Source organism: Paraburkholderia sp. GAS348, from assembly GCF_050434205.1.
In the GTDB taxonomy this organism is placed as follows: Bacteria; Pseudomonadota; Gammaproteobacteria; order Burkholderiales; family Burkholderiaceae; genus Paraburkholderia.
The window spans coordinates 15,403-31,245 of the sequence record NZ_JBNPVT010000033.1; the positions used below are offsets into that span (position 1 = coordinate 15,403).

Sequence of the window (15,843 nt, forward strand, 5' to 3'; positions counted from 1 at the left end):
CGTCATTCGGGAAAGAGCGGCGAATCAATGCAACGAATGTCTAACTCACGACACTGGGTGAGCGGTCCATTGGTTGATCTTCATATAGGTCCGTATAATGGACCATTGGTCGTCGTAACCTTTGCGATGTGTTGATTTTATACAGATAATCTGAGTAGATTAAGCTCTCAAAGCCATATATTGCGTTAGTGATGGTGCCATAATATGGATCAAGGCAAGAATTGGAGGGGCGTGATGGAAGCTGTACCTGGAGCGCAGGCTGTATCCCGCGCCCTGCGTGTTCTGCGAGCGGTCGCGAGGACGAGAAGCGCTGGCATCAATCTCGCGCAACTGGTGCGCGACACATATCTCAACAAACCGACCGTCCATCGGCTGGTGCTTGCGCTGATCGCTGAAGGAATGGTCGAGCAGGATCCGCGATCGTTGCGATATTTTGTCGGACGCGAATGCTATGTCTTGGGCAGCATCGCGAACGAGCGCTTCGGGTTAGGTCGCGAAGCGGCAGACGCTGTGGCGCGCCTCGCACGCTCATCGGGAGATTCGGCTTTCTTCTCGATTCGCAGCGACGTGTATGCCGTTTGTGTTCTGCGAGAAGACGGAGACTTCCCGCTCAAGACGCATGTCCTACAACCTGGAACTAGACACCCGCTAGGTGTCGGCGCAGGCAGCCTTGCTATGCTCGCCGCTATGGACGACGCTGAAGTTGAACGCTGCCTTCTGATAAACGACGAGCAACTGAGGACCGCATATCCGAACTTTTCTGTGCCAATGCTACGAAAGGAAGTTGCTCTTACGCGGGAGAGGGGATATTCGGTCAACGAGGGGAGGGTGGTTAGCGGTTCTTGGGGAGTCGCTGCTGCGGTCCGCTCGCCGTCGGGAGATGTCGTGGGAGCCCTTACGATCGCCGCGGTTGAGTCGCGACTGCAGAGAGACCGTCAGCAGGAGATGGGGCGGCAATTGCAAGATGAAGCACGGCATCTTGAGAAACATCTCGCAGGTGCCGCTGCCATGCGGCCGGAGCACAAAATGAAGCGCACCGGACGAAACTGACGACCCCAGATCATAGACTGATGCGAAACGTTGCCGGTAACGCGCCGATCTGCGCCGGCGCAGGGCCGTGCTGCCTGAGCAGATTGCGCATTACGTTACGCGCGGGGCCGCGGCATTATCGTGCCGCTTTGGACCAGTACGTCGAGTTCAACACCGTGCTAGTCGACCGCTCGCCACAACAGATACAGCTCGCCGCCGCGCAACGTCACGAACTGGTAAGTAGGCCCGGGGGATTTCACCTCGAGCACCGGGTGACCGGAGGCAGTCACCCGCCCCCGGTTCCCACTGAACGTAGCGTGCGGATTTCCCGCACTACGCTCTTCAGCAGTTGATTCACAGCACCGCGATAGCTTGCAACGCCCGATAGGGAAGGTGCAGCTTTGGTCGCATTAATGGAAACCGCTTCTTGATCTCCTGGAATGCCTCCCAGGTAACGCCGCCTGAACGACTCCGACTACTCAGCATCTTGCGCCAGTAACGCTCCACCGCTCTATGTACCTTCTGCAACGCCCGGAAGTTCCCGGCAATGCCGTAGTACGCATAGTGGCCGCGTAATACCCGATTGAGCTTTTCAGCTTGCTCCCGAATCGATAAATGCCTCACTTGACGCATCAGGTCTTGCAAGCTAGCCAGACTACGCCGGAGTCGAGACTTTTCCGTGCGCATCCCTATCTTGGAATTGCCTTTCAGGCTGCGCGTGCAGTACAGGGTGAAGCCCAGAAAGTAAATCGTCTCTGGACGCCGCTTCCCGTGATGGCTTGCGTACCGTTGGGCAAAACGACCAAATGCAACGAGATTGGTTTTGGTCGGTTCGAGCGCCAGACCAAATTTCTCTAATCGTTTGCGCAAGGCATCCTGAACACGAAGTGCATCAGACTGATTTTGGAAACACATTACAAAATCGTCGATATAGCGACCCAGATAAGCCTCGCCCTGCAGGTGACGCTTGCAGGACCACAACGGTCTGAGAGTATTCCGCAGCATGTGGTAAAGGGACCTATGATATCTGTAGGCTCCAGGTCTGATTCAAAGGTAAGCTCTGTCATCTTCTTCGCCTCTTCCCCGGTAGCCTCAGCCAGGCCGCGCCACGGTCCGAACCACCGGTCGCGTTCAGGAAGGCCAATGCGAGCAACGCATTTATCTCAGGCAAGGGTGGCAGCCTCGTATGCCAGGCGGATGGTGTCTCTGGCGTGCCGACTGGTACGAATTGCGGCGCACACTGCGTTTCAACGTCTGACTGGGCCGCTGGGCTTCTCTCTCAGCAAGCGAGCGATTGTTTCGCTGATCCCGTCTATGCTGCCGAGGCCATGGATTTTCCGGTACTCAGGCGGCTTCAGCCCGTTGCACTCGCCCCTTTGAGCCCATTCCTGGTAGTACTGGATCAGCGGCTTCGTCTGTGCAACGTAGATATCAAGGCGCCTTTTCACGGTTTCTTCCTTGTCGTCGTCGCGTTGGATGAGCGGTTCACCAGTGACATCGTCAAACATATTGTTCGCAGGTGGGTTGAACGTGATGTGATACGTGCGGCCGGATGCTGGATGCACACGACGCCCACTCATGCGCATGATGATTTCATTGTATGGGACGTCGATTTCCAAAACGTAGTCGACTGCAACGTTTGCTTGCTTCATCGCTTCAGCCTGCGGCAAGGTGCGTGGAAAACCGTCGAACAGGTAACCGCTCGCGCAGTCAGGCAGTAGCAGTCGTTCTTTCACAAGATTGAGGATGAGCGCGTCCGGAACCAACTCGCCCGCATCCATATATCGCTTCGCTTCGACGCCGAGATGTGAGCGGGCAGCAACCGCCGCACGCAGCATGTCACCTGTGGAGATTTGCGGGATGCCGAACTTTTGCCTGATGAAGTTTGCCTGTGTACCCTTGCCTGCACCTGGTGCGCCTAAGAGGATCATTCGCATACCGTTACCTTGAACTGTTAGGGAAACCTCGTACACCGGAGGGCCACCGCCCGTTGTAACACCGCTCGCGTACCTTACGAGGTGACCATATTCTCCGGAGAACATGCATCGTCGCAGACCTCAATACAACGCAGTATCAGTCGGCACGAAAGGGCTGCTCTTATCCATCCAGTCGAAATGCCCCGAAGACCAACTCCAGCATGTACGTTCCTGAATCAGAGGCGGTTTTAGCGCTTTGGTGCCGCTCTGCAGTGTGTCGAAGTTTTGATCCAGCGTGCTATCGTCTGCGGCCCCAGAAAGGGAGTTTTCAATCATCGTAATATTCTCTCAAGATGAATAGTCTCAATAGGCTGCTACGACAATCCTGTATGACTTTTGAATGGAACCTTGAATCTTCCGATCTTGTGCCGTTCAGAGGATTGCGAGCTGCGGTGGTCAAACCGTGCTAGAAAAATAATGACGGTCAGGGGTAGTTGCCCGCATACGGTCAGCTATTCCTCTTTCTCGACTAACGCTTGGCGATCGGGACAAAAGGAAGGTCATCGGGGCCGATATAATTTGCGCTCGGACGAATGATCTTGTTGTCGGTCCGTTGTTCAACGATATGCGCGGCCCAACCGGCGGTACGCGAGATCACAAATAATGGCGTAAACATCGCCGTCGGTACGCCCATCATGTGATACGAAACGGCGCTGAACCAGTCGAGGTTGGGGAACATCTTCTTTGCATCCCACATGACTTGTTCAAGCCGCTCGGCGATGTCGAACATTCTCAAGTTTGACGCTTCCAGCGACAGCTCTCTCGCAACGTTCTTGATTACAACGTTGCGCGGATCGGAGATGGTATACACGGGGTGCCCAAAGCCAATGACTACCTCCTTGGCCTCGACACGCCTCTTGACATCGGCTTCGGCCTCATCCGGAGTTTGATAGCGCGACTGGATCTCGAAGGCTGCTTCGTTTGCGCCACCGTGTTTCGGCCCGCGCAGCGCGCCGATCGCACCCGTGATCGCCGAGTAGAAATCGGCGCCCGTGCCCGCGATCACGCGGCTTGTGAACGTCGATGCGTTGAATTCGTGCTCCGCGTACAAGTTCAGCGAGACGTGCATCGCATCGACCCACGACCTTGACGGTTCCACACCATGTAGCAGATGTAAGAAGTGGCCGCCAATTGAATCATCATCGGTTACGACTTCGATGCGCTTGCCATTGTGCGAATAGTGATACCAGTACAACAACATCGACCCGAGAGAAGCCATCAGGCGGTCGGCGATATCCTTCGAGCCCGAGATATTGTGGTCATCCTTCTCGGGTAGAACCGTGCCGAGGGTCGAGACGCCCGTGCGCATAACATCCATCGGGTGCGCTGCGGCCGGCAGACACTCGAGTACGGCCTTGACGTTCGCGGGCAGTCCACGCAGTGATTTTAGCTTCGTCTTGTACGCGACGAGTTCGGACAGTGTCGGCAGCTTTTCGTGCACCAACAGGTACGCTATTTCTTCGAACTCGCATGCGCGCGCGAGGTCAAGAATGTCATAGCCGCGATAGTGAAGATCGTTGCCTGTACGTCCCACTGTGCAGAGCGCCGTGTTGCCGGCGGTTACTCCCGACAGTGCAACCGACTTTTTTGGTTTAAATGTGGCGTTAGCCGACGTATTGCTTTCTGTTTGGCTCATGATCCACTCGTCTCCGGTTTGATCGATACTGATTTGCGGCGAACAGGGCACCAAGTTCGGTGTCGGACGCATGACTGCCACGAGAATTGCTGAGATCGGTGTGCGTCTGCATCGTCGGGAGAGCGTCTCTCCGCGCGCCGTCGCCCACCGTCGTATCGCGAAAGATCAATGCCGCCGCGTTCGTAGCGCAACTAGGCGCGACCTCTTAGCTCCCCAAGTCACTCCTGGACAATTGCAAAGACCGGGCCATTCTCGAGAAAATTGGGTAAGTGTTTGTTTTATAAGAACTTGATGGGCTGGCGAAGCACGTCGTGTATTTCAGTAATGAAATTTCTGTTTCAATTTTGCATCTGGCTCGTACACAACCGGAGATGGGGACAAAACCCTAAACGGGAGGAATTTCAGATGAATCCTGTCACCGGAATGCATCGGTCCAGTCGTTGACGAATTGTTGCCATGGGTCGTTGCCGACCTGATCGACGTCGACGCCGCCTGAACTCGACACACTGCCTTTAGCTGTTCGATATCAACACGCTTTCACGAACAGTCGTGGGCGGACGGTTACGGAGCACACCTAAGGTTCCCGTACTTTCCTCAAACCAGACTCTCACGGGTTGCGCCCTGGAGGTGCGGCGCGTTCGAGAGGCGTTGCTCTGCCTTATGCGGGCAATTCGCAGCATGTGGGCCGAATGATTTATTGACCGAAATAGATCGGCTTCATGCCGTCACAGGATGAGGTTGAGCAACTGACACCAGATGCTGACGAACCTGTGGCCGTGCCGCCGACGCCGCTGGTGTCAGCGACGCTCACGGTTGTTTCGCTCTGCTTGGCTACGCGCGCTTCGGCAGCCCGTCGCGCGCGACGGGCTTCGACAGAACATGTGAAAAGCGCAATATCGCTTTTCTTATCAGCAGACAAGAATTAGAACTTGTGGCGCAGTCCGAGGCTGACAAGTTCTTGCGTGTTGGTGCCCGGGTAACCGTACGAGCCCACTGAAGCCTGCGCATTGACTACGCCGGTACCGTCGGCGTTAAGTGTTTCGCCACTGGCGTGCTGCCACGCACCGACAAGGTAAACGTCCGTACGTTTAGACAGGTTGTAGTCCGCACCCAGCGAAACCTGATGATACGTCGCGCCCGTATCGCCGCTCGACTTCGTATAGCTATAACCAACGCCAACAAGCAGGGCAGGCGTCGCTTGGTAGTTTACGAAACCTTGGCCTGTGTTGAACTTCTCGGTAGAGGCGAACGTCGATTGCGAGTCCGACTTGTATTGTGCGTTGCTATATCCGGCGCCGAATGTGAATGGGCCGGCAACGTATTGAGCGGCAACTCGGGCGATGTTGATCGACTTCGCGCTTTGGTAGCCGAGATTAACCAGCGAACCGTCGAATGTGCCGTCCGACGTGCCACCCCAAGTCGTTCGTTGTGCGACCGTCCCTGTCGGGTTGTCTGCTACGAAATAGCCAGCGGCGACGGAGATCGGGCCATTGTTGTACGCTGCAGCTACCGACCAGGTTTGACCGGAACCGGTCTGGCCAGCAACACCGCCAAGTGCGTACATACCCTCCACCTGCAGGCCTGCGTATACCGGCGACACATACTTGATTGCATTGCTGGTGCGCGAGCTGTTGTCATAGTTGTCCACGTCGCCGACGGTCGCAAAGACACTGCCAAAGTAGTTGTCTTCGGTAATCCCCTGAACGAGGTCGACTAGCGGATCGTACTGGCGACCGAGCGTCAACGTACCGTACTGATCGCTTGCCAGTCCGACGAACGCCTGACGACCGAACTCGCGACTACCCTGCCCGAGCGCGCCCGTCGTGGGGTTAAAACCATTCTCCAACTGGAAAATAGCCTTTAGTCCGGCGCCGAGATCCTCCTGTCCCTTGAGGCCCCAACGCGTGCCGGAAAGGTCGCCACCACTATTGTTTCCAAGGGACCACAGATTTTTACCAGTCGCGGTAGCGTTATGGACAAACGTTAGGGAAGTGTCGATCGTTCCGTACAGAGTGACGCTGCTTTGAGCGTGGGCGCTACCGGCCGCAGCTAATGCGGTCAGCGAAATCAGGTACGGCTTGCTGAGTTTCATTCTAATCTCCAGGAATGTGGGGCAGATCCACGAAAAAAAAACGACTGCAAAAATAGCTGCGCTTTCGTCGACATGCGACCACAACCGACGGCTGGACAAACACGCGAAATCGGCGGGAAGCAATTCGTTGAGGTCGCTAGCAGACCGCTTATATTGCAGATAAGGCGATGTATTGGACGCGGACAAAATTTGTATACATATTGCAGGTAGAGCAACGGTGTTTTCACTTTTTGCAGGTTGACTGAAAGTATTCACTTATGAGCCGCATCCCGCCGCGCCGCAACAGGCTCGCCCGGCGCGGAGTAGCCCTAGTTTTCTAGTCTTGGGAGTCGTGGCGCTTGAAGCCATAACGTAATGTTTATTAAGATGCAATTACTCGCAGGTCAGCAAATATGCGATTCGACACGAGCGTTCTTGTTGCGGGGAAGCAACGACGAATCTAGCGCAAGGCGGGGCACTCGGGAGATGAAGTCGGCAAGTTCGCGAGTCAATTTGACCGGGACGTTATACCGATTACGAAACTGCAGCGGTTTGGGCCAATCGAGAATGACCTATTTCATTCGCGATAGATGCCGCTAGGATTCTGCCGGCATCCGGGATGCTTGAAGAGCCATTCAAGCTGAAACCCACTGCTAGACGTCACCCCCGGGGTTTCTGTGAGCAAGCTGCGCAACACCGCAGTGAATCTGAGGGACGCGATGGAAGCAGGGCGGGTCGATCTCACAACGGGTTTTCTGCCACAACTGAAGGCTGGATTCTTGCAGTGCAGCCTTTTCCAGCAGCCCTATGTCTGCATGTTTCGCCACGGCCAACCGCGAAAGTAGTTCGAACGTACCTTTTGCTGTCACAGCATTCAGTAGCACATTCGTATCTGGATCGGCTTTGTGCGCTCAGATCGTCATCAGAAATTGTATTGAACGTAGCCTACGCCATTTTTCACGATTGGTGACTACCCGCGGATTTTCGATTTCAGCGTCTGGAATGCTGAGCGCTTTCGCCTGTTCCGGAATCTGCTGCCACCCGGTGGGTAAGATAGCAAACCCAGATGATCGCGGCTGACGTGACGCATCGACTGCCTGCATTGCACCCAGGTCGGTCCCACTCGACGTGATGAAGTGTATTTGCGGCTGAAGAACCGAACAAGCGGTCGTCGATACGCTGACCGGCGCGTAGGCATTGCAAAGACATTCTTGCAGAATCCATCTGCGTTCCCTTCAATTGTCCTATCGTACTAAAACGAGGAACAGGCGCTGTTCAAATTTCAAGTACGCCCGCTGCAATGAATCCGCCATCGACGGCCAGCGTCTGACCCGTAACATAAGATGCATCCTCTGATGCAAGAAACGAAACAACGCTGGCGATCTCGGCCGGAGCACCGTACCGGCCCATAGGCACAGCCCGAAGATAATTGTCGCGTGTAACTTGCGAGTGCAGCGTCGCAACCAAGGGCGTTTCAATCGGTCCGGGCGCGATTGCATTGGCTGTAATCCCAAACTCAGCGAGCTCGATCGCCGCCTGCCGCGTAAGGCCTATCACCGCCGACTTCGAGGTGCCGTAGGCTGCACGACCGGCGCTTGCACGCAACCCGCTCACCGACGCAATGTTAATGATGCGGCCCCAGCGCTCCTTCTTCATATGCCGTGCTGCTTCCTGAGTCAAAAACATCGGTCCGGTGACGTTGATGTCCATTACCGCACGCCAATGATCGATCGGGTACTCGCAAAAGGGATACGTCTTTGCGATACCGGCGTTGTTCACAAGCACATCGCAGCGACCGACCTCGGCGGCAATGCTCTCGAACAGCGATGCAATGGACGAGCTGCTCCCGACGTCCACACTCATCGCCAACGCTCGCAACCCCGTGCTACGGCACTTTCCAGCCGTCTCTTCCGCTGCAGGCACGTTTCGATCAGCTACGACGACTGTAAAACCGTCGGTTGCGAGCCGCTCAACAATGGCAGCGCCAATACCCATCGCGCCTCCGGTTACGAGGGCGACCCTACCGTTGCTCCGTTGGGGCGCATGAGCTACCACGGACAGATCAGCGCAAGTGGTGTCATTCATCAAATGCTCCGTTATCGATTAAAAGTTTGGTGTGGCACCAAGAAAGCCGGTGGAAATCCATGGAATGAAGGTGACAAGCACGAGTGCAACGAGAAGCGCAAGCATGTAAGGCCATACACGTCTGCTAACGCCATCAGGGGATACCTTGCCGATTGCGCACGCGGCATAGAAGCCGACGCCAAAGGGCGGTGCGAAGAGGCCCACGCCCATGGCGAGGATCACAACCATCGCGTAATGCACGTCACTAATCTGCATTGATCTGGCCACCGGAAAAAGAAGTGGTCCAAAGAGCACGATCGCCGGAATACCTTCCAGAACACTGCCAAGAATCGCAAAGCAAGCGATCGTCACGAGCAAGAAACCGATCGTTCCTCCAGGGACGGATTGCATGAGGGAAACGAGTTGCGACGAGAACCCAGAACGCGTGAGCGCCCATGCCATAGACGTGGCTAGACCGATGATTAGCAAGATGGCGCCTGAAAGCGCGGCCGCATCTACGCACATCCCGTAGAGCCGGCGTAATTCAACCGGTTTGCCGCACAAGCGCGCAATGACTGCGACGACCAACGTGTACGCGACACCAATTGTCGACACCTCCGTCGCGGTTGCGATACCTTCGATCACTGCCACGCGGATCAGGATTGGGAGCAGCAGAGCGGGCAATGCGATAACAAACGTGCGAAGAATCTGTTTGACAGGTGCCCGCTGAGCGTGCGTCGGCTTCTCATGACGTGTCCGTAACCAGCAAACCAAGGCAATTGTCACGGTGGCGACAACCGCCGGCATGAGGCCCCCGACAAACAGAGCGTTGATGGAAACGCCACACACCGCTCCAATGGTAATCAGAACAAGGCTTGGGGGGATAGTTTCTGTCATCGCGCCAGAAGCACTGAGGAGCGCCGCCAGTTCCTCCGGGTCGGATCCACGCTTCTGCATCTCAGGGAACAGTGCGGGAGCAACCGCAGCCATATCCGCGGCCTTGGAACCCGAGATGCCGGAGACAAGGAAGATCGCACCTAGCAGGACGTACTGCAGCCCACCGCGGACGTGGCCAAGGAGTGAGCACATGAAGTTGATCAGTGCTTGGGCCATACCACTAAGTTCGAGCATCGCTCCCAGCAACACGAACACCGGAACGGCCAGCAGAACTAGGTTCGCCATCCCTTCGTCCATTCTGCTCACGACGATCGCAAGCGGCGCATGGGTCACAAGTGCCAGGTAGCTAACTGTCGCGATCCCAAAAGCGAAGGCGATCGGTGTGCCAAGTACGATCGCGACGCCGACCAAGGCAACAAAGAACACCAGCAGATTGAGGTTGCCCATCGCGATCAACGCAGGCGCGGACACCCAAAGGATCGCTACGACAATAGCCACTGTCAGGATTGCCCATGCCGTACGTCGAAAACTTCCCAAGCTGAACGCCTTTGCCACCGCCACAAGAGACATCAATGCTGCCCCGAAAGGCAACGCAAAAGCTCGAAGTCCGTCAGGTATATTTAGCGCAGGTGTGGTGATCTCCATTTGCCCGATTGCGTGCTGTCCCGCAGGGAGCATGACCATCGCTACAAAGACACAGACAATTAATGACGAGACACTCTCTGCCCAATCCTGCAAGGCCGGGCTCCATCGCTTGACGACGGCTGTCATTTTCATGTGCTCGCCGCGAATAAGCGCTAAAACTGCGCCCGTCATTGCTAGCCAACTGAACAGAGACGAAGCAAGTTCGTCGGACCAGATCAAAGGGGAGTTCAAGGCATAACGCCAGATTGCCCCGCAAAGCAGAATCGTTACCTCGGCTGCCAGAAGCACCGCTGCGAAAACCTCGATGAGACATACTGCGGTGCGTGCAGCGCTAAAGGAGTGACGAAGCTCGGAGAGCGTCGCGGGCACGGATAGATGTCCAACGGTTTGCATATCTCACCCCAGCGTTCCGGTGTACTTTTCGAGTAGGCCCCACGTTTCAGCGCCAAACTTGCTACGCCAATCCGTGTAGAACCCGGACAAGTTCAGCTGTTTGCGAAATGCATCCGTATCGATCTCATTAAACCTGAGTCCGGCGGATTCGAGTTTGGCCCGAAGTGTTTGATCAAGCCGCTGCACGTCTTGTCGCTGCTTGACGCCCGCGTCATTGATCGCGTCGGCAACGATTTTTTGAAGCTCCCTGGGCAGACGTGAAAATGAGTCTTTATTAGCAAGGAACCAAAATCCATCCCACATGTGGTTGCTCAACGCGCAGAACTTCTGAACCTCATAAAGCTTCGCCGTGTAAATAATCGATAGAGGATTTTCTTGCCCCTCCACGACGTGAGTTTGCAATGCGGAATAGACCTCTGCGAAATTGACACTTGCCGGGGACGTCCCTAGATCTTTGAACATTGATGTCCACAAGGGGCTCGGCGGAACTCTTAGCTTCAGGCCTTTCAGGTCCTTGGGGTGGGCGACCGGACGCTCCGATGTGGTGATCTGCCTGAATCCGCCGTTCCAGATCTTCTCGAACGCAAAAATTGACGTAGTTCCGATCTTCGCTCTCACATGTGCCCCGAGGTCACCGTCGAGGGCCTTCCACACCTCATCATAGTTTTTGAAGGCGAAGCCGATGCCGCTGATCTGCGCCTCTGGTACAAAAGTGCCGAGGATCAGTGGTGACAGCGTGAAGAAATCGACAGCTCCTGAGCGAAGTTGAGAAAGCGTATCAGTGTCGCTGCCGAGTTGATTGCTTGGAAATACCTGAATATCCACGCGCCCCTTTGATTCGGCAAGAATACGTGATGCCATCTCTTTCGCGCGCATGTTCATTGGATGCGTCGCCGGCAGGTTATTGGCGTACCTAAGGGTAAATTCCGCGGCACTGGCTCGCGTTGAAATCAATGACAGCGCGGGTGCGGCTACCGCAAGTGAAATCCCTTGCAGGAAGGAACGTCTGCTCGTCGGATGCATGATTGTCTCCTGAGACCAGCCGGTGTTCCGGCTTTTTCTAAGTTGAGGTGGCCCTTGAATCGAGGCGCTCGGAACGACGCGAAGTTCAATTTGCGATGGCCGGTCCTCCCCAGATTGGCAAAGCGCGATTTTCCCGCGCTTTCAGTAACTCGTGCCCGGCGTCGCGCACGTGCGGGATGCCAAGCGATTTCAATTGCCGATACAGTGACGATCGACAGATTCCAAGGTCTTTCGCCGCTGCGGAGATGTTCCAGCGCTTGTCAGCCAGAACCTCAAGAAGCCGGTCGCGGCGGTCCGGCTTGACGCAATCTTCGATCTGGGAAAGGGTCTGTCCTATGCGTTGCTGTTTGGCCGAGAATGCGCGCACGTTCATCAACTCACGGGGGAGATCTTCGACGCGGATTGTCGAATCCTTCATGACAGCACACGCGTAGCGAAGGGCGGCTCGGAGCTGCCTAAGATTGCCGGGCCACTCGCATGACATCAGAACGCCGAGAGCATCGGCCTCGAAGGTCACTTGGTCGACCTGGTCGTCCGCTTCCTCGTTAGTGATGCGCTCAATCAGTTTCACTAGGTCACTACGTTCCCGGAGCGCGGGCAGGCGCAGGACGCCTACCGCGATCCGATAAAATAAGTCGGCCCGGAAGCAACCTTCTTCCACAAGAGCGCTGAGGTCTTGATGCGTTGCACAGATCAGTTGGAAATTTATCGCAGTTGGCGATGCAGCACCGAGCGGTGTGACCTCGCGTTCGGATAGCGCTCTCAGCAACCGTGTTTGCTGCGCCGCAGGCATATCGCCAATCTCGTCAAGAAGCAGCGTGCCGCCGTTCGCTTGAATCAGCTTCCCCTTCATACCAGCAGTCAGCGCGCCGGAAAAGGCGCCTCGCGTATAACCGAACAGCTCACTTTCAATCAAGGTATCAGGAATCGACGCACAATTTAGCGCTACGAAGGCCGCATCGCGCCGAGTGCTGTAAGCATGCAGCGCTCGCGCCAACAATTCCTTCCCGGTTCCGGTTTCGCCAAGGATAAGTACCGGAATGCCCCGATCTACGAAACGTTTTCCTCTCTCGACAATCTCGATCATGACCGCGTCGTTGGCAGTGAGCTCTTCGAGTCGCGGATAAGGCTTATTCCACGGGCCCGAATCACAGTGAGTTGTTTGACGAGCGCTCACGTCTATCTCCATCGAATATTTTTCCAACGTCGGGCCGCCGCGACTGGCAGTGAACCGAAGCCGTCAACGGCTTGTGACCGTGTGCTGGTGGTACCGCTGTGAATACAGGTTAATGTCGCCCACTAATATTTTCCAATACAATAATAGTCACCCTGTAATACCATGAAGGCATAAATATGGAATTGCGCCATCTCCAGTACTTTGTCGTTCTGGCAGAGACGCTTCATTTCGGTCGTGCAGCGGAGCTTCTGCACATCTCGCAGCCGCCACTATCCAGGCAGATTGCGTTGCTGGAAAAGGAGTTGGGTGTCGTACTCTTCGATAGAACACGCCGCAGCGTCCGACTGTCTGCAGCGGGGGAGAGATTTTTTCTTGATGCGAAGGAGATTCTTAGCTCTGTGCAACGGGCAAAGCGCAATGCGTTGACAGCGAGCCTTGGACACACCGGCACGTTGTCCGTTGGCTTTATGTTTTCCGCCAGCTATAGCGTCGTCCCGGCCATTGCGCGCGCCTACACTTCCACCTACCCTGAGGTAGATCTACAGCTCACAGAGTCGATACCTGCGCTGCTGGTCGAAGAAATCAGGACGAGCAATTCTGACGTCGGAATCATGTACCCGCCCGAAGACACCGAGGGGTTAGAAACTCGAACTGTCTTTAGGGAACCCCTTGTGGTAGCCCTTCCGGCCGATCACCCCCTGGCACGCTGCCCCACCATTGAGGCCTCTGAGTTGCGCAAGGAGTCCTTTCTCATATCGCCGCGCCGAGCCGCGCCCTACATCTATGACGCGATCGTCTCACATTGCAAGCAATGCGGGTTCGTTCCCAAGATACGGCTCGAAACCAACTATCAGCAGACCATCGTGAACCTTGTCGGACAAGGACTCGGAGTCGCGCTGGTTCATCGGTCAATGAAGACCGCTCGCCCGTTGAATGTGAAGTTCAGGACGCTAGCCAATCCCCCGATCGTCGATCTGAATGTCAGTTGGAATCAGGAGAATCACAACCCTTGCATTGAGACCTTTGTCGCAGTCGCAAATCAGATCTCGAATGAACTCACAAACGGAACCGGATAAGCGACAGTTGTCCATCGGCGAGCGACACATGTCGCATTGAGGCGCATGCGCACAAGAGAAAGTCGTGGCGAAAGCGACCGCAGACCCGCGCGGGTCCGCGTGGATAGGAACGTACTTCAGATTGGCATTCTTCTTGCCTGTGGATAGAAACCACGATCTGGAGGCTGAAATCATGCATCAAGCGGCACACAAGTCTGAGCAAGTTTCCGAGTCGCGCGCTCGGGCCAAGCGATTCACACACCCCGGAACAGCTTGCGCCCCCCGTGTTGTCGACGTGACGACGACAACGGGAACGCGCGACCTTCGTATCTCGCTCCCGGCACTAGCGAGTGTGGGACCAGCCTTGCACCGCGTCCTTGACGCTTATCCGAACAGCGGTGGTTGCGGCAGAATCGTCTATGGCCTTTGTGGCACGATCCAGTACCACGTTATGACGAAGGCAACACAAGGCGTCAAACCTTTCGTCTATGGGGCACCGATCCTTTGTGCGCTTGAATGCACATTGATTACCGCGGCTATCACCATCGGCCATCGCGGTGATGGAAAGCGCATCCTACATTGCCACGGCGGCTTCCTCGACAGCAGCGGCACTCAGCACGGTGGTCACATCATTCTCGATGAGACAGTCGTGGCAGGCAGTCCAATGATCGTGAGGCTCTGCCTATTCGAACAGGTGGATCTCGTTGCCTCACCCGATCACGAGACAACCTTCGATCTTTTACTTCCAATTAAGGTACGGTGAAATCTACTATGGATACCGATGTCGTTGTTGAGTCCGGACATTATGGGCGACTTGTGGTTGCGCGTCTCAAACCCAATGAGGATTTGATTGAATCGCTCGAAAACAAATGCCTTGAGCATGGGATTGGTCGAGCAATCATCCGTGGTGTCGTGGGAAGTCTCGTTGACGCATCCCTGGAGCGCGGGCATGGAAATACAACCTGTGAGCAGCCTATTTCTGGGCCGGGGGTCGAGATCTTGAACGTATTTGGTGAAATCGATTTGAGGGACCGGGCTTACCCAAATACGGTACTCAGCGGAATCGTCGCAGACACCAAAGGACAAATGTTCGCTGGACGCTTCAGACGAGGTGCGAATCTTTCGTTCATAACGATTGAAGTATCGCTGCAAGAATGGATATCTGATTGAGATGAGAAAGGGGGCGCACGGAAATTCGCACATTGACACCTGCCTGGTGCAATTTCTGCAAATAACGGAATGATGCTGCACAGGCCCACCGCGAAGCACGACGCGAGCACGTGTAACGCGTCGGAGAAAGTCATCACAAGCGCTTCACGCATCATCAGATGCATGCAGCATCTCCAAGCCAGCTCCGGTCGGGTCCAGGTGTCGCTCGCAACCGGCGCCAAGCGCACGGTCCGCGCGTGTAGCAACGGCTCGATAAGCGGACGTTCTACTGTCACGTGTTCGGCAAGCTACTCGTAGTGGAGGGCAGGCGATCGTTGAGCATCGTACTCGCGACAGCGATAGCTATCGCGACGCCGAGGTTGCGCATCAGTGTGTTGCTCAATCAACGTTATCCTTAATTGGTATCCGAACGTGCAGTTCACGATTCTGGTCTTCACGTTTCGGCCCAGAGGGGTGCGAAGCCGACACAACCGGCTGTTCACCGGTTTCTTGCCGGCAGTGAGTGGCGACGCGCTCAAGCGGATGAGGCGGGTCGTGCGTGGCTGGCTCCATCGCCGGCGGGCGGCGACGACGCTTGAGGATCTCACGCAGTTATGCAATCGAACGATAACAGGGCAGTGGAACCACTACGGAGCGTTCTATGGGGCGGGGATGCGCTAGCTCTTCCGTTACATGGACCAGAAACTCGCCCTGTGGGCCAGACGCAG

Annotated in this window: 12 protein-coding genes; 4 read left to right on the forward strand and 8 right to left on the reverse strand. The window is 55.7% G+C overall.

Going from position 1 to position 15,843, the window contains the following annotated elements; all coding sequences use genetic code 11:
- Positions 1 to 234 precede the first annotated feature (234 nt).
- A complete protein-coding gene (locus P3T22_RS30760; protein WP_063498574.1) occupies positions 235 to 1,050 on the forward strand; it encodes an IclR family transcriptional regulator in 816 nt (271 codons plus the stop codon).
- Between the two features lie 333 nt (positions 1,051 to 1,383).
- Here P3T22_RS30760 and P3T22_RS30765 read toward each other — a convergent pair whose 3' ends face one another.
- The 8 genes from P3T22_RS30765 to P3T22_RS30800 all read right to left on the reverse strand — a co-directional run bounded on the left by P3T22_RS30765 (position 1,384) and on the right by P3T22_RS30800 (position 12,911).
- Positions 1,384 to 2,034, reverse strand: a complete 651-nt coding sequence (locus P3T22_RS30765; RefSeq protein ID WP_082855251.1) for a reverse transcriptase domain-containing protein — start codon at positions 2,032 to 2,034, stop codon at positions 1,384 to 1,386.
- 242 nt (positions 2,035 to 2,276) lie between these two features.
- Positions 2,277 to 2,966, reverse strand: a complete 690-nt coding sequence (gene adk, locus P3T22_RS30770) for an adenylate kinase (RefSeq protein ID WP_429326995.1) — start codon at positions 2,964 to 2,966, stop codon at positions 2,277 to 2,279.
- 508 nt (positions 2,967 to 3,474) lie between these two features.
- On the reverse strand, positions 3,475 to 4,641 hold the full coding sequence (gene prpC / locus P3T22_RS30775; protein ID WP_429326996.1) for a bifunctional 2-methylcitrate synthase/citrate synthase: 1,167 nt from the start codon (positions 4,639 to 4,641) through the stop codon (positions 3,475 to 3,477).
- A 922-nt stretch (positions 4,642 to 5,563) separates the two neighbouring features.
- Positions 5,564 to 6,733 (reverse strand): porin, encoded by a 1,170-nt coding sequence (locus P3T22_RS30780; protein WP_063498581.1) that lies wholly within the window; start codon positions 6,731 to 6,733, stop codon positions 5,564 to 5,566.
- Between the two features lie 1,254 nt (positions 6,734 to 7,987).
- Positions 7,988 to 8,797 carry an SDR family NAD(P)-dependent oxidoreductase gene (locus P3T22_RS30785; RefSeq protein ID WP_082855252.1) on the reverse strand — a complete coding sequence of 270 codons (810 nt, stop codon included), beginning with the start codon at positions 8,795 to 8,797 and terminating at the stop codon, positions 7,988 to 7,990.
- 18 nt (positions 8,798 to 8,815) lie between these two features.
- Positions 8,816 to 10,711, reverse strand: coding sequence for a TRAP transporter large permease subunit (locus P3T22_RS30790; RefSeq protein WP_429326997.1), 1,896 nt, complete (start codon positions 10,709 to 10,711; stop codon positions 8,816 to 8,818).
- 3 nt (positions 10,712 to 10,714) lie between these two features.
- On the reverse strand, positions 10,715 to 11,734 hold the full coding sequence (locus P3T22_RS30795) for a TRAP transporter substrate-binding protein (RefSeq protein WP_429326998.1): 1,020 nt from the start codon (positions 11,732 to 11,734) through the stop codon (positions 10,715 to 10,717).
- An 85-nt stretch (positions 11,735 to 11,819) separates the two neighbouring features.
- Positions 11,820 to 12,911 (reverse strand): sigma-54-dependent Fis family transcriptional regulator, encoded by a 1,092-nt coding sequence (locus P3T22_RS30800; protein ID WP_429326999.1) that lies wholly within the window; start codon positions 12,909 to 12,911, stop codon positions 11,820 to 11,822.
- Positions 12,912 to 13,087: 176 nt separating this feature from the next.
- Here P3T22_RS30800 and P3T22_RS30805 point away from each other — a divergent pair, with 176 nt between their 5' ends.
- The 3 genes from P3T22_RS30805 to P3T22_RS30815 all read left to right on the forward strand — a co-directional run bounded on the left by P3T22_RS30805 (position 13,088) and on the right by P3T22_RS30815 (position 15,136).
- Positions 13,088 to 13,987, forward strand: a complete 900-nt coding sequence (locus P3T22_RS30805; protein ID WP_429327000.1) for a LysR family transcriptional regulator — start codon at positions 13,088 to 13,090, stop codon at positions 13,985 to 13,987.
- 64 nt (positions 13,988 to 14,051) lie between these two features.
- A complete protein-coding gene (locus P3T22_RS30810; RefSeq protein ID WP_429327001.1) occupies positions 14,052 to 14,729 on the forward strand; it encodes a hypothetical protein in 678 nt (225 codons plus the stop codon).
- A gap of 8 nt (positions 14,730 to 14,737) precedes the next feature.
- Positions 14,738 to 15,136 carry a PPC domain-containing DNA-binding protein gene (locus tag P3T22_RS30815; protein ID WP_082855255.1) on the forward strand — a complete coding sequence of 133 codons (399 nt, stop codon included), beginning with the start codon at positions 14,738 to 14,740 and terminating at the stop codon, positions 15,134 to 15,136.
- Positions 15,137 to 15,843 lie beyond the last annotated feature (707 nt).

Coding starts and splice junctions, on each gene's coding strand:
- P3T22_RS30760 (WP_063498574.1), top strand. CDS start 235: ATGGAAGCTGTACCTGGAGCGCAGGCTGTATCCCGCGCCCTGCGTGTT.
- P3T22_RS30765 (WP_082855251.1), bottom strand. CDS start 2,034: ATGCTGCGGAATACTCTCAGACCGTTGTGGTCCTGCAAGCGTCACCTG.
- adk (WP_429326995.1), bottom strand. CDS start 2,966: ATGCGAATGATCCTCTTAGGCGCACCAGGTGCAGGCAAGGGTACACAG.
- prpC (WP_429326996.1), bottom strand. CDS start 4,641: ATGAGCCAAACAGAAAGCAATACGTCGGCTAACGCCACATTTAAACCA.
- P3T22_RS30780 (WP_063498581.1), bottom strand. CDS start 6,733: ATGAAACTCAGCAAGCCGTACCTGATTTCGCTGACCGCATTAGCTGCG.
- P3T22_RS30785 (WP_082855252.1), bottom strand. CDS start 8,797: ATGAATGACACCACTTGCGCTGATCTGTCCGTGGTAGCTCATGCGCCC.
- P3T22_RS30790 (WP_429326997.1), bottom strand. CDS start 10,711: ATGCAAACCGTTGGACATCTATCCGTGCCCGCGACGCTCTCCGAGCTT.
- P3T22_RS30795 (WP_429326998.1), bottom strand. CDS start 11,734: ATGCATCCGACGAGCAGACGTTCCTTCCTGCAAGGGATTTCACTTGCG.
- P3T22_RS30805 (WP_429327000.1), top strand. CDS start 13,088: ATGGAATTGCGCCATCTCCAGTACTTTGTCGTTCTGGCAGAGACGCTT.
- P3T22_RS30815 (WP_082855255.1), top strand. CDS start 14,738: ATGGATACCGATGTCGTTGTTGAGTCCGGACATTATGGGCGACTTGTG.